Genomic DNA, 17,519 nt, shown 5'->3' with positions numbered 1-17,519 from the left:
TAAAAATCTCTTGCGAAAAGATTGAGATCATTTAGCCGAAAAACGTTTTTTTTACTGTTCCAATAAAACTAAAATCCACCAATAAATTGGAACACTTTCCACCCAAAACAAGCTAAAATAAATACTTCGTTTTGGGGAAGCTCGTAGAATAAAGAGCAGTGTGATGCAGACAAGAATGAGGTTATTCCAAGCTTGTATGGGTTGAAATCCTACCTTAAAAAATTCAATCACAAAAAAAGGAATCAACAAAAGAGTGAGTAAAATCTTGGTTTTACGCGTACCTAATAGCTGTGGAATGGTTTTTAAATACTTTTCATCATACTGTAAATCAACGATTTCAAATATTCCAATAAGGATCAACACCAAAATAAAGCGCTGTAAAAACTTGATCCATATGTCTAGAGATAGCTCAACATTTGCGTTTAGAATAGGGATGATCAACGTTACTGTTGCCCAACACAAACAGACGATATACACCTTTAGGCCTGACCAATTGCGCAGGTTAGGTACGCGTTTGGAAATGGGCACAGCATATAAAACAGCCAGCACCAATAAAGATATAGTCACTAGCTGTGCAGGAATATGTAAAAAGAAAAAGCAACCTATTCCTACAAGGAGCGCTAAAAAGCTCATACAAGTAATTGTTTTCATCTTCAACGACAAGTTGAGCCGATGAATCGCAACAAAATCTGCATATTTAATAAAGTTATAGGAAAACAACGTACCTGAAAAGGCGAGAAGTGATACCGTCCAATCGAAGGGTAAACGACAAAAATAAAAGGTCATTTGCACCAAGGCGAACACGGCGAAAGAAACGTGTACACTCGCTTTGAGATAAAAATCAAATCCTGTTGTAAGGGCTTTTCTCATCCTGTTTTTTTGAACCTAAAAAGGCAGAATATTTAGATTAACAAAATTACTAGGAATATACTTAATATATCTCAGATTTATGGTTATTTTTGTATGCTTATACACAACTTATTATTTTGCCCAAATGAAAACAAATGCATTTGCTTTAAGACACATTGGCCCTCGTGCTGAGGACATGGCACAAATGTTTAAAACTGTGAAAGTTGATAACATTGAACAATTAATCGATGAAACTTTTCCAACTTCAATTCGCTTAAAACAAGATTTAGCTCTTGCTCCAGCAATGACAGAATATGAGTATTTATCTTATATTCAAAATTTAGGGAACAAAAACAAAATCTTTCGTTCTTATATTGGATTAGGATACAACGAATCTGTTAGCCCTGCTCCTATTATTCGCAACGTATTTGAAAACGCTGGTTGGTACACGGCTTATACACCTTACCAAGCTGAAATTGCACAAGGTCGTTTAGAAGCGCTATTAAATTTCCAGACTACCGTAATTGAATTGGCAGGAATGGAAATCGCAAATGCTTCTTTATTAGATGAAGGTACGGCAGCAGCTGAGGCGATGATGTTACTATACGATGTACGTACGAGAGATCAAAAGAAAAATAAAGCATTGAAATTCTTCGTTTCTGAAGAAATTTTACCTCAAACTCTTTCTGTATTACAAACGCGTTCAATTCCTTTCGAAATTGAATTAGTAGTAGGAGATCACCAAGCCTTTGACTTTTCAGAAGACTTCTTTGGTGCAATCTTACAATACCCAGGTAAATATGGTCAAGTATATGATTATGCTGACTTCATTAATACAGCTAAAACAAAAGATATCAAAGTAGCTGTTGCAGCAGATATCTTGTCTTTAGTGACCTTAACTTCTCCAGGTGAACTAGGAGCTGACGTTGTAGTTGGAACAACACAACGCTTCGGTATTCCATTGGGATTTGGAGGACCTCACGCTGGTTTCTTCGCTACAAAAGAAGAGTACAAACGCAGTATGCCAGGTCGTATCATTGGTGTTTCTAAAGATGCGGATGGAAACAGAGCTTTGCGTATGGCTTTACAAACACGTGAACAACATATTAAACGCGAAAAAGCAACGTCAAATATTTGTACAGCTCAAGTATTATTAGCTGTTATGGCGAGTTTCTACGCTGTTTATCACGGTCCAAACGGTCTTCGTTTTATCGCTAACCAAGTACATGCAAAAGCAAACACTGTAGCAGAAAACTTAGCTAAATTAGGTATCGAACAAACCAATACGGCTTATTTTGATACTATCGTTGTAAAAGCAGATGCAGCAAAAGTTAGACCGATTGCTGAAGCGAACCAAGTAAACTTCTACTACATTGATGCTACTACGATTTCAATCTCTTTAAACGAGACGGTAAACGTAAACGATATCAATACAATCATCGCTATTTTCGCTCAAGCAGTAGGTAAAGAAGCCTTTACCATCACAGCTTTAAATGAAGAAGCAATCAACTACCCAGCTAAATTAAAACGTACGTCTAAATTCTTAGAGCATGACGTATTTAATAGCTACCACTCTGAAACAGAGTTAATGCGTTACATCAAGCGTTTAGAACGCAAAGATTTAGCATTAAACCAATCGATGATTTCATTGGGTTCATGTACCATGAAGTTAAATGCTGCTGCTGAAATGTTGCCTTTAAGCAATGGTCAATGGAACAACATCCACCCTTTTGCTCCACTAGATCAAGCACAAGGTTATATTGAAATGTTGAAAGACTTAGAGCATAAATTGAATATTATCACAGGATTTGCTGGAACAACTTTACAGCCAAATTCAGGTGCACAAGGAGAATATGCTGGATTAATGGCAATTCGCGCTTACCACCACTCAAGGGGGGATTTCCAAAGAAATATCGCTTTAATTCCTGCTTCTGCTCACGGAACAAACCCTGCTTCTGCAGCAATGGCTGGAATGAACGTTGTAGTTACGAAAACAACACCAGAAGGAAATATCGATGTGGCTGACTTAAAAGCAAAAGCGGAGTTACACAAAGACAACCTTTCTTGTTTAATGGTTACTTACCCTTCAACTCACGGAGTGTATGAGTCAGCAATCATGGAAATTACGCAAATTATCCACGATAATGGCGGACAAGTATATATGGATGGTGCGAATATGAATGCACAAGTTGGATTTACAAACCCAGCTTCTATTGGGGCTGACGTTTGTCACTTAAACTTACACAAAACATTCGCTATTCCTCACGGAGGAGGTGGACCTGGAGTTGGACCAATCTGTGTGGCTGAACATTTAGTTGAATTCTTACCTTCTAACCCTTTAGTGGCTGTTGGTGGTAAAAATGCAATTACTTCTATTTCTTCTGCGCCTTATGGATCTGCTTTAGTATGTTTAATCTCTTACGGTTACATCTCTATGTTGGGAACGGAAGGATTGAAAAAAGTAACGCAAACAGCGATCTTGAATGCCAACTATATGAAATCTAGATTAGAAGAGCACTACGCTATTCTATATACAGGTGAAAAAGGACGCGCTGCACACGAAATGATTGTTGACGTTCGCGAATTCAAAGAAAAAGGAATTGAAGTAACTGATATCGCTAAGCGTTTAATCGATTACGGTTTCCACGCACCAACGGTTTCTTTCCCTGTAGCAGGTACGTTAATGATCGAACCTACAGAAAGTGAAAGCTTAGCAGAAATCGATCGTTTCTGTGATGCGATGATCTCTATTCGTCAAGAAATCGAAAATGCAACAATTGAGAACCCAGTAAACGAGTTGAAAAATGCTCCGCATACGCTAGCATTATTAACGGCTGATAATTGGGATCTTCCTTACTCAAGACAAAAAGCAGCTTATCCATTAGAGTACGTTGCTGAAAACAAATTCTGGCCTACTGTACGTCGTATTGATGACGCATATGGAGACCGAAACTTAGTTTGTTCTTGTGCACCAATCGAAGCATACCTTGAAAACTAATTCATTGTAATATCATAACAAAACGCCATCAAAACAGATGGCGTTTTTTTTTGATTACCAAACGTCATACCCCACAAGTAAATTTAAAATTTAAACTGTATCCCTAAATAAAGTACTCTTCGTTGAAAATCTTGATAATAGAAACGCGTGTAATCTGAAGCATAGTATGGTTTTCTTTGATTCTTTCGATCCAAAAGATTTACAATCGAACAGTAAGCGATCAAGTAATGAGTGCCTATAGGAAACAATCGATTTACAGTTAAATCTATCCGGAAATACGAGTTCATGTATTCTTTTTTAGAAGATTCCACTTGAGGTATAAATACGTTTAAATGAGGTTCATATGAAGCCGCACCAAGGGGAATAAACGGATCACCTGGGTGACTATTACAAACGACAGAAGCTGTTAGGTATTTCGGATTCGAATAAGTCAATTGTGCTTTGCTAAATAATGCCCAATGGGTATAATGCTCTTGGTTAATCTCTTGTTCACGTCTCAAAACTGAATTGGATAGCGCCAACGAAAAAAAGCGATTAAACAGTTGCGTATACGACCATTCAAAACCCAAAATTTCTTGATTAGAGACTTGCTCTAGCGCAGAGAGCTGTTCTTTTCCTTGATCTTTTTTCCAATACACAGCTCCCGTTATGGCGGTATTTCCCCTTTCATAGTAATAATCGACAGCCAACTGCTTACTGCGCATTACCTCTATTTGATGATTGTAATAATTGGGCGGAGTATAGCTGTGATACGTTCCTAATCCAACAATAAATCGATGATTGGCATTGACTTTGTAAAAAGCAGAAACTTGATGACTCCAAAAATCAAATTGCTTCTCTTTAATCCCCGTATTTTTTCGAATTCCCAAGGATACCCCCAGTCGATTGCTAAATTTGTAATCCGTATACAGATACAAAGACGCTGTCTCAAGCTGCTTATCTTCACGTTGAGCAACTGTTGGATGCTCCTTCTCCATCGCATAATAATAAAGCGGTTTTATCTCTTTATACGCATAGTGGTTCGTTGCAAGCGATCCTCCATACTGAAGATTCCAGTTATACATAAGGTGGTATTTATGAGAGATCTCCAAGTAAAATTGCTTGTTTTTCACGTGAGAATCAATCGTTTTAAACTGATACGTATTCGTACTCCAATCGCCCAAACTCACCAGTTTAAACAGGGATTTTGCGCTAGTATACGCCAAGGTATTGACCGTAAAAAAACGCCTTTGATTTGCTTGTGCATCCGCGCGATACACCAAATTATAACTTTTGGAATCATAGTACTCCTCTATGGCATAACTATAGCTGTTCAACACAAGTCTTGGAGCGAATTTAATCCTCAAATTCAACCCTCCATCCTTCGACTGAAAAGAGTTTAAGTCTTCCAAACTTCGCTTGTTTATCGCTTTGAGAACATCTGAAAACTGTGTGTTCGCATAAAACTGAACAAAATCTGTTTTTCCTATTTTTTTATTGAGTTGCAGCCCTAAGGTAGATAGCGCTGCAACAGCTTGATAAGAATCGCGATCCATTGACTTCGTACTTTCAATGGAAACAATCCCTGCGCTTGAATTTCCATACGTCAACGGTGGATTACTTGCATAGACATCTTGACGATCAATCATTTCAGTATTAAACAGTGAAAAACTCCCTACTCCATCTTCTTGTGCATGGCGTGTGGGGTTGTATATAGGAGCCCCATTGAGATAGACTAGCGATTGATCTGCTCGTCCTCCTCTCAACATAGGAGCTGCACTTTCACTCGTATTGGTTGAAAGGGGTAAAAGCGCTATTGCCTTTAATGGATCCCCACTAGAAGCAGGATTAAAGTACACCTCCATTTTTTTGAGCTGAATACTGGCGTATTTTTCGGCAATGGGATTGGTATTGACAATGACAATTTCTCCCAAAGCTTGGGACAAAGAATCTGTTCCACCTTCTTGTGCGTACGAAGACAAAAAAAACACATTCAATATCACGATCATCACCCCTCTTTTACAACGAGAAAACATAGTAAAAAAACAACAGTAACGGCGTAGCAAAACAAAACCACGCTCCAGCAATTGACGCACAACTCAGCAAGAAAAAACCGCTATACAGCAGCTGTTTTAACGTAATATTCCCCTTAAAAAGTTTACAAAAAGCAAGAGACGAAACACGAAACAATTGCTCTTGATTCAGCCAATCACTCAACACATAATACCCATCCGTTTGCGGTAAAAAAACATTCAAATTAAACAAAGAACGAATGAATATCGAAATCAACATCGAATAACCAATAAACACCAAAACGGGTAGATGATCCTTTAGACACCTTACACTCCCCAAAACAACAAGTACAACAAGCATATCAAAAATAAATCCCCCCGCATAAATCAACAGGCGATGTTTTCTGACTTTTACCTGTTGGATAACTAGTTTATTATAAAACACAGGAATAACAAACAACAAAAGTCCAACACCAAAAACAGAACCTTTTCCCTGATACCGCTTATAAAAAAAGTAATGCCCGAGTTCGTGAATCACCATACTTAAAAAAGCACCTAAATAAATAAAAACAAGAAGGCTACTAAACGAATAAGGTACTAAATACAAGGTGCGTTTATAATGCTCACTAAAGGAAAAAGGACGTGCAACCAAAAAGAATAAGATCACCGTTGCCAAACACATAAACGTAACAAGAACAATATCTTGCACCTTCTTTTGCTCTCCAAATCGCTCTAGACGACGATGCGTAAAATCCAATGTTAAAACTTCCCATATTGCTTTTTTGCGTTTTCCCTTTAGCTGTACTAAGGGTGTAGACGATAAAGTAGCTGGATCAACTAAAAGTTTCAGCTGTTGTGCCAAATCGACTAAAGCATCTAATTGAGGTTCGGTTATGAGAATTCGATCAGCAAAGAACTGAATAACCTCTAGCTTATTCAAAGAAGAACTATATCGAGAAATAATCTCAAATTCTATTTTAGACAACTTGATCAAAGATGTTACATCTCTGAGTTGGAGTACTAAATAGTCCTCATTTTCCTCCATGTACACAATATCATTGAGTTTCATTCTTCCTCTTTTTTTAAGTTGCCAATTGCCATACACAAAAAAGGTTGATGCAACTTACTCTTCAATTCAAGCAACTCGTTGAGTTGATTGCTTAAAATTCCGCCAAACACACAACAACCGATCTCTAAAGCCGCACCAGCTAAGTAAGCTGCATGAACAAATTCTCCAATTTCGACAAGCGAAAGCACAACCCCAAAATCTTTATACTTGAAAGAGTGTTTATTCAAAATAGACGAGAACACAACAAAAGCAGACGTCTGTTCAAAATCAATTACCGCCGTTGGAGTTTTCATGATTGTTTCATAAAACGCATTCATGGATTCTTTGGTATCCAAAGGTTTTACTAGTTCCAAGGTAAAGTCAACAACATTATAGCGATAAGCCCCCAAAGGCAACTCTTTTATTCGGTGATTGATCACGTATATTTCTGTTGCATATAAAGCCCCTCCCGATGCAATATTCCTTGTATATTTAGTTATTTCAGTTCCTTTAAAATCAACTATTTCACAGCCCGTAAGCGTATAAAAAAGTTGCAAAAAACCGCTAATATCCTGTAGAGTCAAAGGCTCTATTGCAAACGTTCGACTGCTTTTTCTCTTCTTATTAAGTTGATTTAACGCCCAAAAAGCAGCAGACGGATTACGTTCTGAAGGGAGAGAAAAAGTAGGACAAAAGCCAACGTCATAGCAAGCCTCATAAATCCTTTTTTGCAGGTTTGGATTATTGTTGACATAGCTAATTAGAGTAAATTTTTCTCTAGACTCTCTGTCGTATCGCTTGAACTTAATTTGATCAAGAAAAGCCAAAGTTGGCTCACTCAACTGATGTTCTGCCAACAAATTCAAAATATCTTCTTGTGTCATAAGGCTAAGATTGAGTAGCGTATTTTCGCTGTATTTGTTCAAGATCTGATGTCCGCCCCTCTAATTTATAATACTGTATTAAAAGAGAATACAGCTCAACACGCCCCCAAGACGGAGTATAAGCTGTTGCGTCTAACGCATCAGGACAGGCTAAACCTTTTAACGCGTATTCCTCTACCTTTTCCATTCCACCGAACATTTTAGGCGTATGAAAATTATGAGAAGCTAAAACTTCGTAGGCACGTAGATTTGCCTTATTCAAGGCTAGTGCCTTCTGTGCATAAGCAAGAACATTGGAAGAAACCTTACTCAGTTTAATGATATTGACATACGGCATAGAAAAAGAAGTACAAGCCGCCAACAAAGCGTAATACTCAGAGTTTTCGTACGACTTTTCTTCTAGAATATGCAAAGCCATCAAGATTGCCTCTTCTGCTTTTTTCTCCTTTTTCTCTATCGTCTTGTAATAAACCGCTTCATAGTAGTATAAATAACTTTTCCAATACGCTTTATAAAACCCTTGAAGTTCTACGTCAACTTTTTTTATCGCTTGGTTTAGTCCCTGAATATCGCGATGTTGGAGTAACTGGTTTACAACCTTATCCATTCGCTCTTGATAAACAGATCGTTCTTTTGCTTCACTACTCGTATCACAAGACAAGACAAAGCATTCCTGTTCAGAGCCATCCACAGTACCTCTTGGGACACTGCCGCTACTAGATACACTCCAAAGTACAGCAAGGAGTAACATCCCTGCCAACAAAAAAGGCGGGAATTTATAATTCAATGATTTCATAGTTTTATAATTAAGGAAATGGATGTGGAAATTCAGTAAACAAATCCGCTTTCGAATCAAACAATCCGAGATAAGGATAATTAAAATCACCCGTTAACAGATGCAGTTGAGGCGTAACCACCTTAATGATTTCAAACCCTAATTGTTTCGTGTCAACAGTACTCAAATGGGAAATATACACTTCATTAATTCCCTTTTTCAGTAATTCACAAGGAGACAAATTGCTCAAATGATGTGGATATACTTCCTCCCAGATCGTCGTATAATCGCGATCCCCCATAACATCTGTTAGCAGGGGACTATAGTGCATCAACTCTGGATAAAGATTGTATAAAGCGTAGTGCTTTTTAAACGAATCAATTGCTGTAAAATTAAAAGCCCCTATTTTTTCTCTTAGCAGTACATTTTTAAATTGATTACTCGTAAACTCCGTATACGCAATTCCTTGATAAGCTTCAATCGTTGCCTTGATCAGCGCTTCCTTTTTTTCTAATCGAGAAGCCGCACCAACACTTTGGTAAATCTTACCGTTTTTCTTGAATAGGATAAAAACAACAAAAGTGGGACAAAGTGCCTCTTGACAGAGGTCATACGCGATAATTTTCACCCGATTATTGTCGAATAAATTGCGAATTACCTCATCCGATTTAAACCGATCTAAGAGAAACGATTGAGCATATTTGGTGTATTTCTTGGAGCGTTGAGTATACCAAAACTTCGCAAAGGCATCTCGTTCAATACACTCCAACAGCCCCCCTTGAATAGCGGTTTCAACAACCGTATGACAAGCAGTTCCCGTAGACGTATTCTTATGGTACATTCCGTCTCCAACAATATTTTCAACGTTAACCATAAAAAAAGGCAAGAGAATTTCTTCTTGGGTTATGTAATTTACACTTCGGATCCAATGCGTTTGACAAGCTGCCGTTAAGCGCTTTAGCTTAAACGATGGCTGTCGATATTGATCCTCTGAAAAATAAGCAATATCCTGAGGATTGAAACAAGTATAGGTGTGCTTCAGTTGCGAATAACTTCCTGCTATTAACGCGTTTGAAAGCTGAAAACTAGAAGCATACCGCTCCAAGTACTCCCCTAATGCAGCAATACTTGCTTGTTCTTTGTTGGAAGATATTCCTCCACCTAAAATAGTTGCCCTTTGATTGTTTACAACAAATAAATGATCCGAAAAACACACCACTTCATGTAAAAAAGCAGGCATATACAAATTTCGAGGCACCGTTAGTTGGGGTTTATTTAAAAACCCCAACTCTCCATATAATGTACTTGTCATAAGGGATTGTATAAAGATAACATATTGCAAATCCCACAAGAAGGCGATTTTAGCACGCGAAACGACTGATTTTTGTACTGATTAAAATCGATAAAAAAAGCCTTGTCATACAGAACTTTGTTATTTCGCAACAAGATTCGTTGGAGTTCATTGTAAATAAAAGAAGTATAAACAGGAAATGATCCTATAGTAAATACAGATATCGGATGTTCTTCCAATCTTTCTTTGGTCCACAAGTGATTAATCAATAGATCGGGATTCGATAAATTGAAGATCTTTCGCGTTTCTACACAAGCTAAACAAACCGTATCTTTCGAACTATTCATTAAAGGACCGAGTAATAAACCATTTTCATAAAACTCGACAAACAAAAAATCTGAAGTTCTTGTTTGCTGAAATAGGCTGATCTGCTCTACAGTTTGAGCATTGTAAAAAAAAGGTCCTACTAACAACGTCAGTGCTACTGATTCACTTTCTTCCACAGATTCAAGATTTACCCCATCAGATAAATTGTAGATGCGATTGATTTGAATCTGCTCAGGTAGTCCTTTAATAAAAGTGTCCAACAACTGCTGCTCCTTGCCAAATTCTCCGATGAGATCAACATACAACGGTGCTGGCGTGACACTTTCGAGATGAATAAATTTATTCTCCACTAACCAAGAGACAAGATCCTCTCGTTTTTCCTTTTGAAGAAAAGAAGGACAGCAATCCAACACGAGAGTGTCCATTGGTTTTTCCTCTTGAATAGAGGCTAAAACGGCAATCATGGCTGGAGCAGATTTTCCTTTAATTTTTTTTATCGTAGTGGAATCAGATAGCAAAAAATACTCCTCACTATCCGTTTGTATTATTTTCCATTTTTCTTTTTTCATCATGGGTTAAGGGGATAAAAAGCCAGTAATCCCGATTCGAATCAAATGGCATTACTGGCGTTAATACTAACAGCAGCAGCAACAGCTACAGCAGGCGTAAACATCCATTTCGTTTGACATCGGAACTGACATAGACGAAATTTCTTTGGTTTCAATTGTTTCCAGTGTGAGTTGTAATTCTTTCATTTTTTCAATAAATTAAATTGGTTAAATCAAGCTAAGTTTTGAGACTTTACTCGGCTATTTTGGTCTACTTCTCGATCGAGAAAATATAAAAACACCTTCGCGAATGGCCTTTATCAACAGACAAATCACTCCGTTGTATCTCCTATTGAAATACAAAAAGAAGAGGATCTTTACTCTTAAAAAATAGTTGAAACAATAAACAGATGTAAGTAGAGGGAGAACTGAATGAACGGAGCACTTAGTTGAAACTACTACGTCAATCACACTTACTGTGTTTACTGTAAATTAAAACACGATCTTTCGATCTAAATCTCCGCTGATTGTACAGGTTAAAGTAGAGTAATCCCTATTTTTTAACTCAGCGACATAGTAAAAATAAATAAAAAATCTTACGCCGTGCTATCGCACGCAAAAACAATTTGATATTTTAATGAAAAAACATCAAACTAATTGATTAGTATATATCTTTTTGTGAATTGCTTGATTTGGATTACATTATTATTGAATTCGATATCTTCGAATCAAAAAATAAATTCCACTTAAAACCAAAAGTGCATAACAAATCAAATCCACGTGGATATACCCAAAAAAATCAAATAGGTTTAATACAAGTACAATTGTAATTAACAACACTAAACCTTTAACAAACTTATCCATTTTAAAAAAAAATTGAAATTAATTTCCCCTTTACCTGAAATAACTTCTTTCCACCCCCTTAAGGTCTTCCCTTCCTAAGTTGTGAACGTAAAAAACATTATTTATGTTGATTTTATACAGCTGCAAAAAACATTCCACTTTTACATACCTTACTTCTAAAAACCAAAAATGCGTTTGAATTTTAACCTAATTAAACGCAATATACACAATCAAAACCCATAAAATAACTCAAAAAACAAACATTAAAACAGAATTACCTATAAAAAATTATGTTTTGATGTTTTTAATTAAAATACACACAACGTATAAAAAAAGTTTTTAAAAATGGTTATATTCTCATTTTTGTGCGTGGTCAGCGGCTGTGATAAGGACCAAGGGCAATTGGTCAATTTTTTTAAGGTATAGTACAGTCGCTTATTTTACATTTGTAGCCAGTAAAACAACAATTCACCCTATGCTTAGAGAAGCTACAAACCAAAGAAAAAAGCTAGCCACAATACTAGCCTTTAGTTCAATTCCCCTTTCTGGATTTGTAACGGATATTTATTTACCTTCTTTTCCCTCCATGGCTAATGACCTAGCGGTTACCGAAAAAGAAGTCCAACTTACCTTGACCTGCTATTTATTGAGCTATGGAATTTCTCAACTTTTTATAGGAAGTGTACTCGATAGCATCGGTCGGTATAAACCGCGTTTAATTGCCTTGCTCTTTATCGCATTATCTAGTACACTGATTGCCTTTACTAGTGATATTTTTTTTATCTGTTTACTGCGCATTATACAAGGAATCGCCATTTCGGTTTTAGTTGTTGCAACCCGAGCGATATTCATGGATATTTACGAAGAAAAGCAACGCATACACTACTTGAGTTACTTTACTGTGGTTTGGTCCTGTGGTCCCATATTAGCCCCTTTCTTAGGTGGATATCTCGACGACTTGTTTTCTTGGCAGGCGAATTTTTATTTTCTCTCCTTCTACGCGCTATTGCTCTTTGTTCTTGATTTACTGATCAGTGGAGAGAGCCTGGCAGAGAAGAAGAAATTCAATCTAAATCAAACCCTACAAGTCTACCAAACGATGCTGAGCAACAAAAACTTCATCCTGGGCATTTTTATTTTGGGAATGAGTTATTCAATTGTGATGATTTTCAACATCGCAGGTCCATTCCTCATCGAAAATACCTTCAATCAAAACTCAATTGTCATTGGTTCTTGTACGCTTTTGTTGGGCTTTTCTTGGATGCTTGGTGGATTAATTGGAAAAAGAAGAATGCATCTTGCCTTTAAACCCCGTATCACTCAACCCATATATACACAACTCGCCTTAGCCTTTGTTTTGGTCTGTGCGAGTTACTATATTGAAAATTTATACCTTTTAATGTTTGGTTTATTTTTAATTCACATCTGTTCAGGTACGCTGTTTAACAACTTCTTTACCACCACCATGTTGTATTTTCCCAATAATTCAGGTACAGCAGGTGGATTAATGGGTGGGTTAACCTATATCATTACATCTTTTACAAGTTTTGTGATTTCCTCATCTGGTGCCATCAATACGCAATTTCAATTAAGTATTCGCTATACGGTACTCATCTTTTGTTTGTTGTTATTGATTCTCTATGTAGTTCAATTCAATAAAAAAACACCGTAGTCAAACGAAAAAAAAGCTCATTTTACGTGGAAATACGTACCTTTGCCGCCGCTTAGCTTTTATCAGAGCTAAGCGGTTTTGTTATTTTAATCATCTGTATTGCCTATTATGGGACTAAACAATAAGTTTCTAGGTTTCTCAGCAGCAATCTTTGCTGCCGCACTTTGGGGTGTTTCAGGAGCATTTGCTCAATTCTTGTTCAACGAGAAAAATTTCAATGCCGAATGGCTCGTAACGGTTCGCCTTTTAATTTCTGGTAGTATCATGCTGTCACTTGGAATCGTGAAAGGAGATAAAGACGTTTGGCAACTATGGAAAAACAAAAAATACGCCTCACAATTGGTTGTTTTTAGTTTTCTAGGGATGCTACTAGTACAGTATTCCTATTTCATTACTATTTTTCACTCCAACGCGGCAACAGCAACGGTTCTACAGTATATCGGTCCTGTTTTTATTGCAATTTACTTAGCGCTACGCTTAAAAAAATGGCCTAAACCGATTGAAATTTTAGCCATTGGACTAGCGATGTTGGGAACCTTCTTACTCGTTACCCATGGTGACATCAAAAGTCTAACAATCACACCCACGGCTCTTGTATGGGGAATAATCTCTGCTATAGCTTTAGCAGCCTATACTATTTTACCCGTCCATTTATTGAAAGAATACAGCCCTATTGTTATTATTGGTTGGAGCATGCTTATTGCGGGAGTGGGAATGGCTATTGTTTATCCTCCTGTCAATTTCCCTGGAATATGGGACATGGAAACCTTTTGGGCAGTGGCTTTTATCATCCTCTTCGGAACCTTAATCTCCTTCTATATCTTCTTAGATGCCATCAATACAATCGGTCCTCAACGTGCGAGTTTACTCGCTTGTGCAGAACCCTTATCTGCAACGCTAATTGCCGTTTTTTACTTCGGCGTTCAATTTGAATTTTTAGATTGGTTGGGAAGTAGCTGTATTATTTTTACCATCTTATTATTGACGAAAATTAAGAAAAAAGAAATTCCGGAAAATTAATGCCAATAGCGCTTGATAAACGTTAAAAAACGCTGTTGTATTAAAGATACCCACGGGGTTTTGAACACAACTAGGATACCGCAAATCAAGACAAATCCTACACGCACACAAAGCGTTAAAAGATTACTGTCATTTAGAACGGGAATACAAAAACCTACCCCCAAAATGAATAACATACAGCCGAATAACTTGCCAAATTGCAAGTCAAAAGGCCATAATCTCATCTTGAGGTAAATGTAAATCACTTTTCCCAAGTTAAACAACGTCAGACTAAGCAAAGAAGCTAATCCTACCCCCAAAATACCATACGTCGTTTGGGTTAAAAACCAATAGTTCATTCCTACATTCAACACCATTAAAAAGAGAATCGAACTCAAATTAAAACGGTAGTACTTCGAATAGGAAATAATTTCAGAGTTAAATCCCGTTGACATATTAATCACCCCGTTTATTCCCAACAAATAAATAATAGGAAGAGAAGGGGCTAATTTTTCATACGTTGGCAATAATTTAAATAACGGTTCTATCCCCACAGCTACACAGGAAAAAAGTAACATCCCTATAAAAAACATCACCCGAGCAACTTCTTTATACTTCTCGTTGAGTTTTTTAAGCTGTACATTCTTAATCAAATCTGAGATGACGGGTGCATACAAAGCAAAGACACCTGTTGCAGGAATAGCAAGTGTTGAGGCTAAAGTAACTCCAATAGTATAGGTTCCATTGGCCTCATAAGAAATGAAATAGGGAATCATGAGCGAATCCACACGAAACGCAAAGAAAGAACCAAAACTCCCTGCAAAAGCAAATAAACTATACGCATAATAATCCTTTTTCTTTACTTGATCGAATAAGTCATCATAATGCTTACTCAATTTATAGGGGTATAATTTATAAATGTAACTTCCTATTACAACAGTTATTACACCATAACTCAAAATGTAAAATACGAGTCCTTGATCTAGGGTCATCGACGTGTAAATTGCAAGCAGAAATATACTTGGCAAGGCTATTTTAGGGATAATTTTCTCAAAGAAGGTCGGAAAGGATATTTTCTGCAAATTAGTTGCTTGTCTTCGAAATAACTCAATATATGCCATAGCAATTGCCAAAGGAAAAGCATACAACACATACGTAAAGGATGAATCGCGATTAAATAAGCGAATCACAACTAAGGCCACTCCCACCCATACTGCTAGCTTGGCTAGGGAAAGTAAACTGTAACTAAACAATTTTTGTTGCAACTTTTCAGTCAATTGCGGGTAAAAATTAATCAAGGCATGGGTGCTTCCCAGTGCAATAATAGGATACATAATTTGAGCACAGGCATCTACAAAGCGGATAATCCCCAACATTTCTTTGTCTTGGGGATAAATCAAAACCGTTGAAACTACCCCAATCAATACCCCAATGTAATTGATTAAAGTAAATAAAAAAGCTTGTTTGGTTGAAATACCATTCCCCATGATATGCGTTTCCTTGATTCGTTCTTACAAATATACTGGCTATTCTATGCTTAACTACATTTTTTTATATTTTTGTGTGTGAAGATCGAGAAGAGTCATCCTTCTTCCCCATTCACTTGTGTAAATATTCAACCCCATGAAGTACATTGCGATTATCCCCGCTTACAATGAAGCAAACTATATTGAACAAACCTTGCAAAGTTTAGCAGCGCAAACCGTACTTCCGACTTGGGTTATGATTGTCAACGATGGTTCTACTGATCAAACGGCTTCTCTCGTTGAAGCATTTACCAAACAATACGAATGGCTTCACCTCTGTACCAAAGAATCACAAGCAATTCACCTTCCTGGAAGTAAAGTAATTCAAGCCTTCAATTATGGATTGACGCAACTACCTGAAGAAATATCCTTTGATTATATTGTAAAATTGGATGCAGATTTAATTCTACCTCCTCATTACTTTGAATCTATCAGCTATGAATTTCAACGCGATCCTCAATTAGGTATGGCAGGCGGTGTAGCCTTAATAGAAAAAAACAAGCAATGGGTTGTGGAAAACCTTACCGATAAAGATCATATTCGAGGAGCTTTCAAAGCGTATCGAAAAGCCTGTTTTGAGCAAATTGGCGGACTACAACCTGCTATGGGATGGGATACAGTAGACGAATTGCTTTGTAGATATTACAATTGGAACATCCTCGTTCGTCTAGATTTGCAAATTAAACACCTAAAACCGACAGGAGCTCAGTACGACAAAACAGCAAGGTACAAGCAAGGGGAAGCTTTTTATCGCTTACATTATGGCCTTTTGATTACCCTTATCGCCAGTGTAAAGCTTGCATCCAAAAAAAATAAACCTTTACTATTCATCGATTATATCAAGGGCTATTTTAAAGCAAAGGCAAGAAAAGAACCTTATCTAGTCAAGGAAGAACAAGGAAAATTTATCCGTCAATACCGCTGGAATAAAATAAAGTCTAAACTGTTTTAGTACTTTTTTAAATTTATAAACCTTAAAAATCATTTGTAATTGGTAATTTAGCCGATATTTATTTTTTATGATTAAAACTGGATTAACAAATATTGGTCAATACTTTATTATGCTAAAAGAAATTTTCAGCAAAATGACCAAATGGAAAGTAATGAAAGAACTGATATTCAAAGAAATAGATGATTTAATCATTGGTTCTTTGGGTATTGTATGTTTCTTGTCTTTCTTCGTTGGAGGTGTTGTTGCGATTCAAACAGCCTTAAACTTAACCAATCCTTTAATTCCGAAATACCTTATTGGGTTTGCAACTAGACAATCGGTTATACTAGAATTTGCGCCAACGTTTATCTCGATCATTATGGCGGGAAAAATGGGTTCTTTTATTACATCTAGTATTGGAACTATGCGTGTTACGGAACAGATTGACGCCCTTGAAGTAATGGGAGTTAGTTCGTTAAACTACCTTGTTTTCCCTAAAATGGTGGCAGTTCTTTTGTATCCTTTCGTGATTGGTATCAGTATGTTTTTGGGTATTCTAGGTGGATGGTTCGGTGGTGTAATGGGAAATTTTGTAACCTCAGAACAGTTTATCGTCGGATTACAAGATACCTTTATCCCTTTCCACATTACGTATGCCTTTATAAAAACAACCCTTTTCGGTTTCCTCTTAGCAACGATTCCTTCTTTCTTTGGTTACTATATGAAAGGTGGTGCGTTAGAAGTTGGAAAAGCAAGTACAACTGCTTTCGTGTGGACCAGTGTTGCCATTATCCTTACAAACTATATATTAACCTCTCTACTTTTAAGCAATTAACA

At 36.9% G+C, this 17,519-nt stretch carries 13 protein-coding genes; 5 read left to right on the top strand and 8 right to left on the bottom strand.

The window, feature by feature from the left end:
* Nucleotides 1-51: 51 nt before the first annotated feature.
* Nucleotides 52-870 carry a hypothetical protein gene (locus ACPDG9_RS04805; protein ID WP_430526623.1) on the bottom strand — a complete coding sequence of 273 codons (819 nt, stop codon included), beginning with the start codon at nucleotides 868-870 and terminating at the stop codon, nucleotides 52-54.
* Nucleotides 871-994: 124 nt separating this feature from the next.
* Here ACPDG9_RS04805 and gcvP point away from each other — a divergent pair, with 124 nt between their 5' ends.
* A complete protein-coding gene (gene gcvP, locus ACPDG9_RS04800; RefSeq protein ID WP_430526622.1) occupies nucleotides 995-3,847 on the top strand; it encodes an aminomethyl-transferring glycine dehydrogenase in 2,853 nt (950 codons plus the stop codon).
* An 83-nt stretch (nucleotides 3,848-3,930) separates the two neighbouring features.
* On the opposite strand, the gene ACPDG9_RS04795 is transcribed toward gcvP, so the two are convergent.
* Genes ACPDG9_RS04795 through ACPDG9_RS04770 form a run of 6 tightly spaced genes read right to left on the bottom strand, consistent with a single transcriptional unit; the run spans nucleotide 3,931 to nucleotide 10,735 of the window.
* Nucleotides 3,931-5,835, bottom strand: a complete 1,905-nt coding sequence (locus ACPDG9_RS04795; protein ID WP_430526621.1) for a TonB-dependent receptor plug domain-containing protein — start codon at nucleotides 5,833-5,835, stop codon at nucleotides 3,931-3,933.
* Nucleotides 5,836-5,845: 10 nt separating this feature from the next.
* Nucleotides 5,846-6,907: a hypothetical protein gene (locus ACPDG9_RS04790; RefSeq protein WP_430526620.1), complete on the bottom strand. Its 1,062-nt coding sequence runs from the start codon at nucleotides 6,905-6,907 to the stop codon at nucleotides 5,846-5,848.
* Nucleotides 6,904-7,770 carry a SagB/ThcOx family dehydrogenase gene (locus ACPDG9_RS04785; RefSeq protein ID WP_430526619.1) on the bottom strand — a complete coding sequence of 289 codons (867 nt, stop codon included), beginning with the start codon at nucleotides 7,768-7,770 and terminating at the stop codon, nucleotides 6,904-6,906. Before ACPDG9_RS04785 ends, ACPDG9_RS04790 begins: the two co-directional genes overlap by 4 nt.
* Nucleotides 7,771-7,774: 4 nt before the next feature.
* Nucleotides 7,775-8,566, bottom strand: a complete 792-nt coding sequence (locus ACPDG9_RS04780; protein ID WP_430526618.1) for a hypothetical protein — start codon at nucleotides 8,564-8,566, stop codon at nucleotides 7,775-7,777.
* Nucleotides 8,567-8,576: 10 nt separating this feature from the next.
* Nucleotides 8,577-9,857 carry a YcaO-like family protein gene (locus ACPDG9_RS04775; RefSeq protein WP_430526617.1) on the bottom strand — a complete coding sequence of 427 codons (1,281 nt, stop codon included), beginning with the start codon at nucleotides 9,855-9,857 and terminating at the stop codon, nucleotides 8,577-8,579.
* Nucleotides 9,854-10,735, bottom strand: coding sequence for a hypothetical protein (locus ACPDG9_RS04770; RefSeq protein WP_430526616.1), 882 nt, complete (start codon nucleotides 10,733-10,735; stop codon nucleotides 9,854-9,856). The genes ACPDG9_RS04775 and ACPDG9_RS04770 overlap by 4 nt, the downstream gene beginning before the upstream one ends.
* Nucleotides 10,736-12,029: 1,294 nt before the next feature.
* On the opposite strand from ACPDG9_RS04770, the gene ACPDG9_RS04765 reads away from it, so the two are divergent.
* Together ACPDG9_RS04765 and ACPDG9_RS04760 are read left to right on the top strand one after the other, a co-directional pair.
* On the top strand, nucleotides 12,030-13,226 hold the full coding sequence (locus tag ACPDG9_RS04765; protein ID WP_430526615.1) for an MFS transporter: 1,197 nt from the start codon (nucleotides 12,030-12,032) through the stop codon (nucleotides 13,224-13,226).
* Nucleotides 13,227-13,334: 108 nt separating this feature from the next.
* On the top strand, nucleotides 13,335-14,246 hold the full coding sequence (locus tag ACPDG9_RS04760) for a DMT family transporter (protein WP_430526614.1): 912 nt from the start codon (nucleotides 13,335-13,337) through the stop codon (nucleotides 14,244-14,246).
* Here ACPDG9_RS04760 and ACPDG9_RS04755 read toward each other — a convergent pair.
* Nucleotides 14,243-15,712, bottom strand: a complete 1,470-nt coding sequence (locus tag ACPDG9_RS04755; protein ID WP_430526613.1) for a lipopolysaccharide biosynthesis protein — start codon at nucleotides 15,710-15,712, stop codon at nucleotides 14,243-14,245. The genes ACPDG9_RS04760 and ACPDG9_RS04755 overlap by 4 nt on opposite strands.
* A gap of 136 nt (nucleotides 15,713-15,848) precedes the next feature.
* Between ACPDG9_RS04755 and ACPDG9_RS04750 the strand changes: the two genes are divergently transcribed.
* Nucleotides 15,849-16,703: a glycosyltransferase family 2 protein gene (locus ACPDG9_RS04750; protein WP_430526612.1), complete on the top strand. Its 855-nt coding sequence runs from the start codon at nucleotides 15,849-15,851 to the stop codon at nucleotides 16,701-16,703.
* A 67-nt stretch (nucleotides 16,704-16,770) separates the two neighbouring features.
* A complete protein-coding gene (locus tag ACPDG9_RS04745) occupies nucleotides 16,771-17,517 on the top strand; it encodes an MlaE family ABC transporter permease (RefSeq protein WP_182647681.1) in 747 nt (248 codons plus the stop codon).
* Nucleotides 17,518-17,519 lie beyond the last annotated feature (2 nt).

Origin of the sequence: Myroides sp. C6-3, from assembly GCF_050522425.1 — a bacterium.
Lineage (GTDB): Bacteria > Bacteroidota > Bacteroidia > Flavobacteriales > Flavobacteriaceae > Flavobacterium.
Note: the sequence above shows the minus strand (reverse complement) of the source record. Positions and strands in the feature narration are given on the sequence as shown.